Source organism: Candidatus Amarolinea dominans, assembly GCA_016719785.1.
Taxonomy (GTDB): domain Bacteria; phylum Chloroflexota; class Anaerolineae; order SSC4; family Amarolineaceae; genus Amarolinea; species Amarolinea dominans.
In genome coordinates this window covers 38,900-52,509 of the sequence record JADJYJ010000029.1, presented here as the reverse complement: position 1 = coordinate 52,509, position 13,610 = coordinate 38,900, and the positions used below count along the sequence as shown (strand labels likewise).

Genomic DNA, 13,610 nt, shown 5'->3' with positions numbered 1-13,610 from the left:
CAACGCAGGAACTTTCGCGAAGCAGGCATGGATCCGACCCCAGCCCCACCATCAGGCATAACCGAGGTCACTTTCCCGTATTTCGTGAAGAACGCGAAAACCAATGTTCAGTCCACGCTTTTGAGGATCGACCAATTCTCTGATAGCAAGGCCCTGATCCAGCGACATGGTATCGTAAGCGCCGCCACGCAATACGAGACGATCGTCCTGAATCGTTCTCGTCCATTCCCACACATTGCCAATGAGATCCATGACTCCCAGGTCGCTTTTGGCCTCACAAAAAATGCCGACGGGCGTGGCGCAGGCGCAGTTATTGCGAAAATTGGCATAATCAGCAAACAAATCATCGCCCCATGGATACCTCCCGTGAACATCACCTGCGAGAGCCGTCCATTGCTCGTCTGTGGGCAAGAAAACGCGATGATCGGAATTCTCCGATAGCCAGTCGCAGTAGGCTTGTGCATCATCGAAAGAGACATTCGTCACCGGGTAGTTTGCTTCGGGAGGCCGGAAACGACCTTCCGGCCATTGTCGTGGAGGAGTGCGGTGAGAAGCCTGAACAAAAAGAGCGTACTCGGCATTGGTGACCGGATAGATCGCAGCACGCTGCATGATTCTACCATGGTCGGCAGTCATGGCTGGATTCGACATCGGCGCCGTGTTGCCAATGCGAGTATCGCCAATTTGGGCCAGCAAACGGGCAGCAAGAATGCGATCCTGTATCTTCTCGGACGCTCCGATCTGTTCGATCAGGCGCGTCCGCAGAACTTGTTTTGCTTCAGCTCCCAGGGTCAACACCGATTTTGGCAGAAGGTCGAATCCGGTATCAATGACCTTTCGCTTCATCCACTCTAGCGCGCGATCGCGTCCGGCTGGTACAATCAGCACCAACGCCTCCAACGATTGGGACACAACCTGCTCATCTTTGGAACTTTCGATGACATATTTAAGTTGATTAAGGACTCGCTCGTAATCACCCATCTTGCCGGCGGGGGCGTTCGCGAGGCATAATCCGATCAAAGCAGTCCGTCCACCAGGCTCTGCATCGCGATTGTCCGGCATTAGCGCATCCAACACCTGTTTCCAGGGCTCGTTGCCTTCAGAATTCGTTGCCATGGCCGTGTACAGAAGGGCGACCTCCCGCCAACGATTCTCCATCAGATGTGCTTTCATGACTGGCCAATGATCCTTCGGTGATTCTCTAGCTGCAAGAGCTACCAGGTAATCTTGAAAGCCCTGCTGTGCAAAGCCGTAGACATCACCATACTGGCGCGATTGGCTGCGCTGGATGAGAATACCCCAGTCACTCTCAAGTTGATCAACTGTGGGACGCGTTGGGAACTGGCCGCCTGGTTCGCGATTTGTTACTCTTTGAACAATCGCCTCCACTTGCTTGCGCGACAGCGTCGTATTGGGCGAATTGTGAATTTCCCAGGCAATTTCGGCAAGGAGCAGGAGGTGTTGATCGGTTTGATCGGCTTGATCGGTTTGATTGGTTTGATTGGTTTGATTGGTTTGATTGGTGATTTTCCTCCGACGGTGGAGAAGATTCACAATGCACAGGCGATAGATCTCCGGTTTGCTTACGAATGGCCGCAAATCATTCGTATAGAAGAGAGAAGCTGTGAGCGTCAGCCAAAGGGAATCGCAACCAGGCGGGCCAACGCCGGATTTTGTTCCATGCGGCTCCGAAATTCCTGCACCCGCTGCTCCACGGGTACGGTTTCCTGATGAACCGAGCTTTGCGTCTGCGACCAATAACGAAAATAACGATAGAGCAATTGATCTTGTTGGTGTTGGTTCAAGGACTGAACCGTATAGGTCACAAAACCACTGGGCGCCAGATCTTTGACGCGATAGGTCGTGATGCGCGTCGTAACAACAAAACGGTACTCAGGATGGTTCTTAACCAACAGGTCAATCTCGGAAATCAATGGGCGAAAGTGTTGAGGGGCAACTTCATCCAGCCCATCCAACAATAACATCGCGCCCTTCTTAGTGAGGATATCGAGTTGCTCGATGGCGAGTGGGTTCTCAAGTTCATCGAGCGCCAGGGCGATCAGCTTCTTGGACTGATCGTAAGACTTGAGGGGGATACGAATCGGAAAGTGAGGCAACAGCGCCAGCCGTCGCTCCGCCAGGGATGGGTCGTTTCCAGGCAGCAGGGCAGAGGCCATGACGCGCGTGATATAATGCACCAGCGTGGACTTGCCAGCGCCAGGCGGTCCCTGCAAAACCACGCAGCGCTGATGACCAAGAACCTCACGCAGCGTCATATCTCCGCCGCGCGCGTCCAGCAGATTCACCAACACAAAAGCCGCATCAGCTGCCTCCGCCACCGCTCTTGCCTCCCGTCACCACGGGTTTGCCTATGATAGATTGGCGTTTTGGCTTACGCAAAAGCAGCCAAGCAAATCCACCGCCAAGCAGGCCAGCCAACGCAAGCAAGAAGATCCACCAGGGAACAGGCGTGCTGTCCACATGCCTGAGAAGAAATGGCACCGGTGTAGGCGTCGGCGTTGGCGATGGTGTGGGCGTTGGCGTGGGCGTCGGGGTTGGTGTCGGGGTGGGAGGAGCCGCGATAACCACTGGAATCGCGTAGATGCGCGAACCAGAGGCCGCAATACCCAGATCGAAGCGGTGTGTACCCCCTGGTTGGTCCGCTGGGCGACAGATCTTGGTTTGCCAGGTGACGGTCTTTCCCTCTTCGACCACAGGATACACAGACGGCTGCCAGGTAACCCAGGCCTTGTACGGGGCATCGGGTTGAAGAGTGACCTGGCGCAGAATACTGACATCGCGTCTTACCATGTCCACCACGGCTTCGGGTGCGGCCGCTGCAGTCGGTAGTCCAAACGCCTGACCCTCTGTTTCTCGTGCGACCTGTTCGAAAAACACGGCAGCAGGCCCACCCGAATGGATGGCCAGAACGCTAATACCCGCCTCTCGAAGCCCTGACAGGACGCTGCCCAAAGATATGTCGTCCGAGGTGCCCGTTTGTGCATCCGGACCTGGATCAGGATCATGAGCGTATGAATCGCCAAAGAGGACAACGATGCGGCGAGTTCGAGGCCTCCACGACAAGTTTTGCACCTCTTGGAGCGCGCGCAAATACGATTCAGGGCCGTCGCCGCCATCCATCAACTGAATGTTGTTGATAGCGGCCTGCACGCGGGTCGCTTGAGGGGTAAAATCGAGATCCATGCGCCAGGGATAGTCGTCGCCGCTGCCAAAGCTGATGAGGTTGCCAAGGACATCGAACAGACTCTCGCCCCCCGTGACCCTGGGATAATCAGACAGGGTGGCCACGGCAAAAACGGTATCGGGCACGATGGCCTGCACGCGCTGCACGATCTCGGTCGCACGCGCCTTCATTTGGTCAATTTCATCGCTCATGCTGCCGGTTACGTCGAAAACGAACACGACGTCCAACTGCGGAACGGGACCTGGGCCGCGCTTCAACGAGACCGTCTCGCTGAGGCATTCGCCCACGGCAAGCGTTCCCGTGATATGATCGGGGGTAATGACATCTTCGGCAAGCACAGCCGGAACCATGATTGCCAGCAATAAGAGTGCTATCAGAAAAGAGCGACCGTGCATAGGAACTCCATGTTGACCCACAAAACCTGTGTTAGCGCGACGGTGGTGGGGGCGGCGGCTCTCCACCGCCGATGTCAATCACACGGGCGGTCGCCTCAAGCCCGATACGTTCGTAAGGCTGCAGCTTGACAACGGCCACCGTCCAATAGTAACGACCGGCTCCACCCTGTCTGACGCCATGGGCGCCTTCGAGGTTTATCAGCAGCCGAGTGCCTGGGGTAGCCTCGGCTGCGCCATAGTGATCAGGTTGGTCATTCTTCCACAGGCGCACCTCGAACCCATAGTTCGGCGGCAATGGACTTCCGCCCCAGTCCCATGCGAACGTGACCTGATCGGATGCTGTCGCCCCCTCTTCTGGGCTGAGCAGCACAGGCGCAGGGAAGGGTGTGGGTGAGGGTGTTTTGGTCCGTGTCGCTGTTGGTTTTGGCGTGTCGGTCGGCGTGGGTGTATTGAACGCCACATAGAACAGATTATCGTCGTAGACGCCGGAACCAGGGTTGCGATAACGAATGGCGCGTGCTCCAGTCGCTTCACCTCCACGTCCGGCGCTCACGGAAACGTACGCCATCTGTGGCGGGAGCGGCGCCGGTTCCAACCACAGGATGTAATACGGAAAATCCTCGGCGGTCGTCAGACTGAATTCGCCATCGTCGGCGGTAATTGCCGTGGACAGCAAACGCGTGCCAAAATCTCCCGTTTCCGATCCATATAATTGTATGTAGCGCAAGCGGGCGAGGCGGGCGGCCATCTTGCGACAGCACCCTGCCGCTGAATGTGATAGACAAGGGTGACACGACAGTCGCAGTAGCTGGCGCGGTCACGCTGACGACCGGCGATGTCTCCGGCAGCGGCGAAGGGGACGCGGTCTGCGTGACGACGGGTGCTGTCGTGATCACAGTCGGCGACGATGTCATCGAGGGCAACGCCGTCAGCAGTGTCGGCTGGGGGTGATCCGGCTCTCGGGATTGCGTCGGCGGTGTCTTGGGAGGTTCATGCGGCAGACGCGCAAGCGCCAAGATCGTTCCCGCGAGACCCGCAAGGAGCAGCAAACCAACAACCATCATCAGGGAGCGTCGGCGTGCGACAGGCTCGTTAGCGAGATTCAGACGAGCCTGCTGGGCGCCAGGGTGATTGGGTTGATAGGTAAGCGCCTCTTCGTAATCCTGGCGTGCGGCCAATTTTCGGCCATCCTTCTCCCTCTGACAGCCCGATTGATAGAGCGCCTCGGCCAATCCTTCTTTCGCTTCCAAATCGTTGGGATCAAGGGTATGCGCTCTACGAAACAGGCCGATTGCCTCCTGATAATTCTCGTGCTTGAGCGATTCATGGCCCTGGAGGGTATAGCTGCGCGCGTCTAAGCGATTCAAGCCGGCATTGGCCTTGTCAAGCAGCGCATCCCAGTCCCACCCTGACGCGGTTTGCATCTCCTCTTGGGTGGAGGCAGCGACCCGTTGGTAGAGCGAGCGGGCAGCCTGGATATTTCGGGCTTGTTCCTGGTCCTCAGCGTTTCCGAGCAGCGACTCAATGCGTTGGTAATCTCGCCCAGCCAGCCGGCTCAGCCCGTCTTTGGCCTTGTCAATCAGTGTCTCCCAATCCAAATTCGGCGCGACCTCTGCTTGGGTCTGCGCACTATCAATGATCTCTTGATAGGAAGATCGGGCGCCATCGGCGTCCCCGTTTTGCTCTTTCTCCTGAGCCTCGCTGAGTAGAAGCTCAAGCAATGGATAGAAGTCTTGCCCGAACGAATTTTCTGGCATATACGTTCCAACCCCCTCTTGCCGGCCACGGCCGGCGTTGGTTCGATCACCAGGTAGGTGTCATTAGTCTGGCGTGATCGTCTTTCCCCTTGGTGGACGCGGTCTGGGCGGCGGCTCTGGGCGATGCACAGGTGGCGCCCCGCCCACGCGGGGCGGCGCAGAGGTCCGTACGGGTCGTGGACGGCGGCGCAGCAACCAGGCCAAGCCAGCGCCCAGCGGGATAAGCCCGAGCAAATACGGCAGCCAACCTGGTATGGCCGGGAGCGTCAAGGCCGCGGTGATCTCTCCATACACTGCCAGCCCGCCCAGTGCCCCAACCGCACCGGCATCCCAGCTAGAGACCTGGCGGCCGCTGCTCATCTCGAAACGATAGACGCGGCCGGTTCCGAGGTTGCCGCTCCAGAAGGTCTTGCCGTCGGGGTCGAGATTGACCGCAAACCAGTTATCCTCACCATCCGCGTCGTAGATCTGCACCTGCTTACCATTGCGATCCAGGCGCACCAGCAGTTCCGTGTCGGCCACCAGCACGCCGCCGTCAGGCAAGACGCGCAGGGCGTAGGCCACGGAGCCAGGAAGCGGCGCCTGGTTGAAGTCGGCCAGGCTGCGCTGGTTTTCGAGATCATACCGTTTCACTGCAGCGCCTTCCGAGGTGTAGAACAACGTCTTCTGATCGGCCGCCAGGTCAATCCAGTCGCTGCCACGGCCCTCAGTGGGCAGTGAAATGGTCGCAACCAGGTTGCCCTGTGAGTCGAATTCGAGCACCTGGCGTGAGCCGTCGGCCTGACCCACGTAGAGGTTTTGCGCGGCATCGAACACCAACGATTCTGGGTGCGCATTGAACCCACGACCGAACGTTCCGAGCAACGCGCCATCCGGACCAAAGCGATAGACCTGGTCAGCCTCGAAGTGCGCCAGGTACAGGTTGCCTTGTTTGTCGAAGGTCATCCCCGCATTCTGCCCACCCGCCCCGCTCTCCAGGGTCTGCAGCAGGGCGCCGTCCGGCGTGAAGCGCTTGACTTGCCCGTTGCCGACGGCGGCGAAGACGTCGCCGCGGGCAAAGGCACTGGCCTGATTGTTAGCTGCGTCGAGATACCCCAGTCGCAGCGCCGCGACAATGGCACATAGTAGCGACAAAATCCAAGAGCTTCGCGGTAGATACACCATGATTATCATCATTATCACTTACCAGGCGGCAGGATCTTCTCGATGAGGTCGCTTGCCTTTGCAAGAATCTTCGGCAGTAGGAACAACATGGGCATAACCTGAATGATGCCGAGCACCAATCCAATCTGATCTTGATCCACAGTCGAAGATCTTAGTGCAAGTTCGCGACCCTCACGTTGGAGAAAGACGATTACGACGACTAAAAAGCCAAGATAAGCCAGCAACCACCGCGAGCGATTAAGAGACTGACGCAGTTGTAGGAAATGAGGCCACAGCGTTGCCATTGTAAACAGAAGCCCCAATGTGGAAATGAATGCCAATCCCCAGAAACTTGAGATGCTTCGAGAAATCAACATAACAAGGACAATCACCGTGAGTGCTACTAATAATCGCAATACAAAAATGTCAGGCTTCCACTTGCGCGTTTTCTCAAGCAAATCGGCTATGCCGTCTGCGAATTCCCTGATGCGCGCCATACGACGGAAGATACCGCTGTATGTTTTGTAATGGTAAACATAGGCTTCAAATAATGGAGAAAACCATCTAATCAAATTGCCCTCCTTATCCGTCTCGTAGAAACCAAATTCCTTGAGAAGGGTAAGTTCAGGCGGTGCTTGCTTTAATCGATCTCGGATCACTTTGATTATTGCGTGCTGAGAGATATCATCCAAATCGTCCCAAATTCTGTCGAAGATTGTCGGCGACTCACGATTTGTCAATCGACGGATTATTCCCGGTTTCAACTGGCGATAATCTGATGGCACTTCGTCTGGCAGGACTCGCTGATTCTTGCACACAAAATCCAGGGCATCGGGATGAAAACCGGCCCATTGTAATTGCCATCTGGTTGCGGACTCATTTTTGAACTCGAATCAGGAAGAAGTGATGGCGCATTCAGTGGCTCCCACTTTTGAAACCACTCACTCTGTGTCTTATATTCGGGATAAGATAAACACCGCTTGAGAGAAAGATAGTCTTTAAGCGACATCGAAATAATCCATGAGTCCTTGGATGTACGGAAAGCGTTGTTATTCTGACTTGTAGCCTCAATACACTTGCTAACTAGCTGAATGATTTGATCATTCTTGGCACGCAAAATACTGCCAATCCCCACCAGCGAAATCATGTATGACTGCGATCGGTCTTTTTCTGGGAGACTCAACCACTTCTTCAGGCCGACCCAACCTTGCCTATCTTGGCCTAACTCAGCCAGGAGTATGGTCGGCCCTTCGTCTCCTTGAGTACAATCCAATTTCAAATCGCTATCAGCAGAAGCTGGTTCTGTCCACCCAGCAATAGAAACACACAATTTTTGTTGTAATGATGGCATGATGTGTCCACTCCAAACAAACTATCAATCATGGCAGCCGATCATGAGTCACTGAGAAAGGACTCCCACTTGGTAAGCATATCTTTGAGAAGCGGGAAACGAAAATCATCTCTATCAGGATGTATGAATCCCTTGCTTTTAAGACTCGTAATTTCTGTTCCAAAGCCACGACCTAGTGGAATCCTCCTGACTAGGTTCCGCAGTACCGTTTTCTCTCGAGGCGTTAAGCGCCTATTGGCTTGATTCCGTCCGCCGCCTATCTCGATCTTAGCCTCAGATACCCACCAGGATATCACACCTCTAGTAATAGACTCATCGTGAAGAACAAGGGACTTCAAATTCTCAAATTGAATGGGCTTCTGCAAATCACGCAAGTGTTGTAGGCACAAATATAGAAATAGATTGACAAACAATGGGTGCCCTTTTGTGTATCTATGTAGGACTTTTGGAGGAAGAATGTCATCTGGGTTTTCAAAAATCTCCTCCATCATCCTCGAAAGCTCGTCTGGCGAGAAAAATTCAACTTTATATTCTTGCCAAAAATTTTCTCCAGGCAGCAAAATACCTCGTTCCTTTGGCGGCTTATGGTCAATAACGACCAAAGTCAGACCGAATTTACCAGATCTTTCTGCTACTACATCAACAAGCTCTTTGAGATACCCCAGAACTTTGCTCGCAATCGCAAAGTTCACAAGCTGCATCCGATCGAACTCATCTAGCACGATCAGTACATGCTGGTTCAACCGCACAAGCTCAGTCAGTATTTGATTGTATCCGTTATCCACAATTGGAGCCTGCCTGACATCCAGTAATTTCATTATCTCTGAATAGACTCTGATATGTGGAGACAGGGGCTGATAGTCTCGATTATTTAGCAATGAATGCAAGTTTAGTTTCACTGCTCGTACTTTGACTATGTCTCGTTCCAGCACCCACCCTTCTTTGTCAATGATTCTGACAGGTGCGAAAGATGAGCCGCTCGGGTGTGAGCTGCTGGCGGCAAGAAACTCACCTTGCGAAGCTTCGCCAATAATACTGGAATCAACTTCCTCCTCCTTCTCGTACAGTTTTGTGTTTCGCATAACAAGAAATGGAAATTCATTCAGATATTCGCAAATTCTACTTACGAGCGTTGTTTTGCCGGAACACAGCGGGCCGCTGACCCATATTCCTCCACAATATGCTCTCAGCGATGAAGAATGTGGCGACAACACTCTAGGTTGCGAAATGCTCTTGAGTATTGCATTCCTCAGTTCCTCTCGATGCACCTGTGCAAAGGACACACCCACGGATTCCTGATCAGGCAGAGCAAATGGCTGAATGAGTTGAAAATCATAGTCAAATATCTCATTATGGGCATCGGGTTCTCGAATGATCATCAAGCGTAGACTAGCACGTCCAGGTTGAATCGGCTTCAGGAAAATTCTAAGGTATTGTTTTGGACCTTAGGAGTCGGTTTACGAAAGCCCAGGTTTCCTTGACAACTCGGCAGTATGCAAGACGGGTCCGAAAGAGAATCCGGCAACGTTACTTTCACATGCAAATGCTGACGCCAATATACCTCAGTAGCATTCTCTGCAAGCGCTATTCTGACGCCATCAACATAAACAACGGGATGTGTGTTCACACAATATTCCTTTCAGGTTCCTGTGCCCACTTATGGAGAACGCATGTTTCCAGTAGTGTTCGTTCGAGCATACACGGTTTGCTCTTCCCGCCTGTATGGCCACTCGTCGGCCCGTCATTGGGGTCGGTTTGGTCGTTGTCCGATTGGCTCAAACGCTGCTTTAAAATATCAATAGCATCTTCCATCTTCCTGCCCAACGCATCGGCAGCCCAAGTGAGTGCAACCGCGAACCCGGGTAGGCCAGAAGCTGCAAGCACGTATGACTGTTTTTCCCCTTGGTTGGGAACATCAACGAGGTCATCTTTCTTGAGCAATTCGCCCAACAGCATATGAAAATCCACCACTGCATCAATTATCTTCTGTTGAGCGCCATTCTGGGGTATCTTTCCCTTCTTGAGGGCCTCAGTGTATTCACAGAGAGCTTTTTTGAGGTCACTCACTTCTACTCCGTCACGCATTGTTTGACGCAGGGTCGCTGCTTTTTCCCAAATTACCAAAGCATCAGGATTGACCAGCCTGCCCCTCTTAACTCGTGTTACTACAGACTGCAACAAGATCGGGTTCGCATAGACGTATTCACCCCAAATAGGATGGTAAATGAGTTCCAATAAGAAGGGAGGTGGGGGAAGTGTCGCGTCCTGGTCAACATATTTGCTCTTGTCGCCGGGGGGCGGGATCGCGTTGGAATCGGAAGCATAGCGTGTCGCGTCCTGGTGAACATATACCAACGCGTATATAAGTGAAGCAATAGCCGCCTCATTGCCGAGGCGCAAACGCTTCTGAAACTCAGAACGAAAAACAACGACCTGATTATTATTGGTGTTCATAACTCGATTATCCCGCTTACATATTTGCCTAGTGCCTCAATCTCCCGCCAGTTTTTCTTAACAGCAAAATGGTCGAGTTGCTGCCATTTTTCAGCATCGTCTTTCAATAAACCTGGCAAGAACACACGTTCTGGTCGCTGTAGCCACCGCCAAACATAGAAAATAACCATTGCGAAGAGAAGTAGTACCATTGCGAAGAGAAGTAGTACCATGAGGGTACGGGCCAAGTTGGCTAGGCTTAAGAGACCCATTGATTCTTCTTCTCTGCTCTGTCTTACCATTACCATTTCCCCTCGGATCGTCTCGAACCGCGCGCCCTGGATCACGCCAGCCGACACCTCCGCATCGATGCGCAGATCGCGACCAGAATCCATAGTGGTTTCAACCTGGAACAGGCCGGCGACGATTTTCTGGATTTCCAGCGGAGTGCGCCTGCCCAGGTTGCGCTGAACCCAGACCGTAGGCGTCAAAGCGTACGCAGCCGGCGAGATGGCAACCGTCACGGTGATTTTCTGACCCGCGACCGCTTCTGTCACCGGCGCCGTGATCTGAATCTGGGGGTAGGCCAGTACGGTCAGGCTCACCGACCGTGCAGCGGCCACCACACCAACCTCCTGAATTTGACCTGTAACCTGGTATTCACCCGGCTGCTCGATCGCGGCGCTTCCATGCCAGGTTCCTTCTCCTGCCGGCATCAACGTGACGACGCGAGATCCCGGGCTGATCGTGACGGTCACCGGTGAGCCAGGCATGAGATCAGTTGACATATCTTCCAGCAAGAGAGAGGCGTCAATCTCGAATGGCCTGCCGGCAAACACCGCCGCAGGGATGACCCGCAGCCTTGCTGTGGGTCGCGGACGCGGGATGATTTGCAGAGCCTGTGCTCGGATCTCAAGCTCACCGACGATCACCCGGTTCGATGGCTCGATCAGCGCTGTGACGGTGTATTGCCCGCTTCTCAGAGAGGGCAGTTCCCCACGCCAGGCAGCCCCGCCATAATGCAAAGGCGCGGTGATGCCAACCGGCTGGACCAGACCTGTCACATGGACATACGAATCGTCCAGGCTCCGAAATCCGACGCCAACGAACACCTGGATACCCACCGTCTTGCTCACCTGCTGTATCTCCGGCAGGAGCGTCACACTGGCTACCACAGGAGTCGTTTCGCTGACAGCGCGGTAGTAAAGCAGGCCGCTCCCCTCCAGCGCGCCGGTGAGTGTGACAAATGACGGCGCGGACCACCAGCGCACCTGACCGGCGACAAGATTTGGTGGTACGCTGTACGTGTCGGTGATGGGCGAATCGGTAATCAAATTGAGCCGCAGATTGGTTGTGTTCAAGGGCAGTTGATCGGCCAGCACGATGGTCTCCTGGGGCAGTTCAACCGGCGTATAGCCATTCAGCAGCGCCGTCAGGCCCAACGAGTCCAGTCCCTGCTCATATAGTTGGCGGATCGGCAGGTCCCTGGCATACGTCGTGACCTTCTCAAGAATGCCGCTTGCCTGCCACTCCCGCCACTCCTTGACATTTGCCGGATCCGTCTTGGGCGAGCTGAACAGAATCACAGAAACCTTGATCCCCTGGCTGGCAAGCCTGCGTAAGGACTGGACCACGACGGCCGCCGTATCAGAATTTGGTTCCTGCAAGGCGCCATCCGTGAAGATCAGGATGTCGCAGCGCCGCGTCGGGCTGCCACAGGCCACTGGGCGCTGCAGTTGTTGCGCGGCCCACTCGAAGACGGCAGCATAGCGAGTGCCGTAGCAGAAATCGCGCCCCGCTTGCTGCGCAACCGGTTTGCCGTCGCTGCCTTTGGCGTCGGCCGGCGGGCACGGCTGCTGCTGAATGGCCGTCACATCCGCGGCTGTCCATGCCGACAAATCGGTCAGCGGCGCCAGAACCACGGTACTTGACATCGGCCGCGCCCCCTTCACCTCAGCCGCGAAGATCGCAGCACCCACCGCGGTACCGTCTGCTGGACTGTTCTGCAGCAGACGGATGAGAAAACGGCTGAAGCGAATGCGTCGCTGATCGGCATCGTAGGGGATCACGGTCTGCGTCCCCGCGGCGGTAATCCGGTAAGGACGCACCATGCTGCCGCTGTTGTCCAGCAGCAGGATGATGTCGTGCTGCACCGGGCCCTGCGCCTCGACGTTGACAGCATGCAGGAGTAGAGCGGTCAACCCACAGAAGACAACCAGCGCCCAAAAGCCATTCAGGATGTGACGGCGATCAGCATCGGGCATGGGAGACTCCTATCGTCCAGCCAATAGCTGGGTCCTCAATGTGCCTATCACCTGGGGGAGCCTGGCCCGAATTTCGGCTCGCTTCTCGGTCGTCAACTGCACATGGTCCGAGGTCACGAGCGGGCGCAACGGATGATCTCCCCAAACGATCGGATGCCCTTGCTCGTCAGAAGGCGCCTGGGATTCAGAAGGCCACTGGACATGGTCATACTGTTTGACGGTGGCTTCGACATCGTAATGCACCCGTCGCCACTGAAAGCGAATACGATCTGTCGTCGTGTCCAGCAGAAGATACTGCGCGCGGTAGTCGGCGGCTTCGCCGTTGGGCTGTCGGGGTTGCCCTACGCTGCCCGGATTGATCAGGGCCTGGGGCGGGGAGATGGGACGCCAATCGTTCATCGGAAAGGCGCGTTGGCGTCTGAAAGACGTTGCGTGTGCAGATTCACGTTGCGCCTTGATCATGACCACACGCCACCCATCTCCATGCCAGGGCCGATGACTAGGCTCTACGGTAAACAGGACCTGCTGATGGGTGTGCCCAAAGAGACCATAGCGACCCTGAGAAAGTGCGGCGAGGGCCGGCTCAGCCGCCCCTTCCTCTTTGACATAGATCTCGCTGCCGACCGGCCAGGTATGGTACAGGTGAAACTGGCCGAGGCTGTTTCGACCCTTGCGCTCTTCTGGCAATCGGCGTAACATTTCATGATGCGGCAGCAGCAGAACCTGGCGCGTCCACAAAGTGAGCGGCCAGAAATCCTCGCCCAGGCGGCTTGGCGGTGTCCACCCCGGTTTGGAGACATCGTCATCGTGGTTGCCCCGCAGCAGAAACGCCATCTCGACATTCTCTACGACCCAGCTCATGCACTCGTTGGGCTGCGGGCCATAATCAACGATATCCCCCAGGCAGGCAAAGCGCGGTTCTGGTAAACCCTCTGCATGCGCCTGCTGTCGTGCGTCGTCGGCAACGGCCAGCAGCGCCTGGTAATTGGCATGGATGTCTGAAAGAATGGCATACAAATGACCGGTCAACGTATTTCCTCCTTACTTCTATCAACTCGAATG

The 13,610-nt window shown here is 55.1% G+C and carries 12 protein-coding genes; all 12 read right to left on the bottom strand.

The window, feature by feature from the left end; genetic code table 11:
- Nucleotides 1-51: 51 nt before the first annotated feature.
- Nucleotides 52-1,599, bottom strand: a complete 1,548-nt coding sequence (locus tag IPM84_22070; protein ID MBK9095390.1) for an SUMF1/EgtB/PvdO family nonheme iron enzyme — start codon at nucleotides 1,597-1,599, stop codon at nucleotides 52-54.
- A gap of 32 nt (nucleotides 1,600-1,631) precedes the next feature.
- Nucleotides 1,632-2,339, bottom strand: coding sequence for an NACHT domain-containing protein (locus IPM84_22065; protein MBK9095389.1), 708 nt, complete (start codon nucleotides 2,337-2,339; stop codon nucleotides 1,632-1,634).
- Nucleotides 2,323-3,600: a VWA domain-containing protein gene (locus IPM84_22060; GenBank protein MBK9095388.1), complete on the bottom strand. Its 1,278-nt coding sequence runs from the start codon at nucleotides 3,598-3,600 to the stop codon at nucleotides 2,323-2,325. Before IPM84_22060 ends, IPM84_22065 begins: the two co-directional genes overlap by 17 nt.
- Before the next feature lie 31 nt (nucleotides 3,601-3,631).
- A complete protein-coding gene (locus IPM84_22055; GenBank protein MBK9095387.1) occupies nucleotides 3,632-4,153 on the bottom strand; it encodes a hypothetical protein in 522 nt (173 codons plus the stop codon).
- The gene (locus tag IPM84_22050; GenBank protein ID MBK9095386.1) at nucleotides 4,131-5,357 is read right to left on the bottom strand and encodes a tetratricopeptide repeat protein; all 1,227 of its coding nucleotides are present in this window, start codon (nucleotides 5,355-5,357) and stop codon (nucleotides 4,131-4,133) included. The genes IPM84_22055 and IPM84_22050 overlap by 23 nt, the downstream gene beginning before the upstream one ends.
- 63 nt (nucleotides 5,358-5,420) lie before the next feature.
- Entirely contained in the window at nucleotides 5,421-6,491 is a 1,071-nt protein-coding gene (locus IPM84_22045) for a hypothetical protein (protein MBK9095385.1), read from the bottom strand.
- Between the two features lie 44 nt (nucleotides 6,492-6,535).
- Nucleotides 6,536-7,240: a hypothetical protein gene (locus IPM84_22040; protein ID MBK9095384.1), complete on the bottom strand. Its 705-nt coding sequence runs from the start codon at nucleotides 7,238-7,240 to the stop codon at nucleotides 6,536-6,538.
- A gap of 20 nt (nucleotides 7,241-7,260) precedes the next feature.
- Nucleotides 7,261-7,851 carry a hypothetical protein gene (locus tag IPM84_22035; protein MBK9095383.1) on the bottom strand — a complete coding sequence of 197 codons (591 nt, stop codon included), beginning with the start codon at nucleotides 7,849-7,851 and terminating at the stop codon, nucleotides 7,261-7,263.
- A 41-nt stretch (nucleotides 7,852-7,892) separates the two neighbouring features.
- Nucleotides 7,893-9,233, bottom strand: coding sequence for a hypothetical protein (locus IPM84_22030; protein ID MBK9095382.1), 1,341 nt, complete (start codon nucleotides 9,231-9,233; stop codon nucleotides 7,893-7,895).
- 241 nt (nucleotides 9,234-9,474) lie between these two features.
- Nucleotides 9,475-10,305: a hypothetical protein gene (locus tag IPM84_22025; GenBank protein ID MBK9095381.1), complete on the bottom strand. Its 831-nt coding sequence runs from the start codon at nucleotides 10,303-10,305 to the stop codon at nucleotides 9,475-9,477.
- Entirely contained in the window at nucleotides 10,302-12,548 is a 2,247-nt protein-coding gene (locus IPM84_22020; protein ID MBK9095380.1) for a VWA domain-containing protein, read from the bottom strand. The genes IPM84_22025 and IPM84_22020 overlap by 4 nt, the downstream gene beginning before the upstream one ends.
- A gap of 9 nt (nucleotides 12,549-12,557) precedes the next feature.
- Nucleotides 12,558-13,577 (bottom strand): metallophosphoesterase family protein, encoded by a 1,020-nt coding sequence (locus IPM84_22015; GenBank protein MBK9095379.1) that lies wholly within the window; start codon nucleotides 13,575-13,577, stop codon nucleotides 12,558-12,560.
- Nucleotides 13,578-13,610 lie beyond the last annotated feature (33 nt).

What these genes read in the sequence shown, in the direction of transcription:
- IPM84_22020 (MBK9095380.1), bottom strand. Translation starts at nt 12,548, where the DNA reads ATGCCCGATGCTGATCGCCGTCACATCCTGAATGGCTTTTGGGCGCTG.
- IPM84_22050 (MBK9095386.1), bottom strand. Translation starts at nt 5,357, where the DNA reads ATGCCAGAAAATTCGTTCGGGCAAGACTTCTATCCATTGCTTGAGCTT.
- IPM84_22060 (MBK9095388.1), bottom strand. Translation starts at nt 3,600, where the DNA reads ATGCACGGTCGCTCTTTTCTGATAGCACTCTTATTGCTGGCAATCATG.
- IPM84_22035 (MBK9095383.1), bottom strand. Translation starts at nt 7,851, where the DNA reads ATGCCATCATTACAACAAAAATTGTGTGTTTCTATTGCTGGGTGGACA.
- IPM84_22025 (MBK9095381.1), bottom strand. Translation starts at nt 10,305, where the DNA reads ATGAACACCAATAATAATCAGGTCGTTGTTTTTCGTTCTGAGTTTCAG.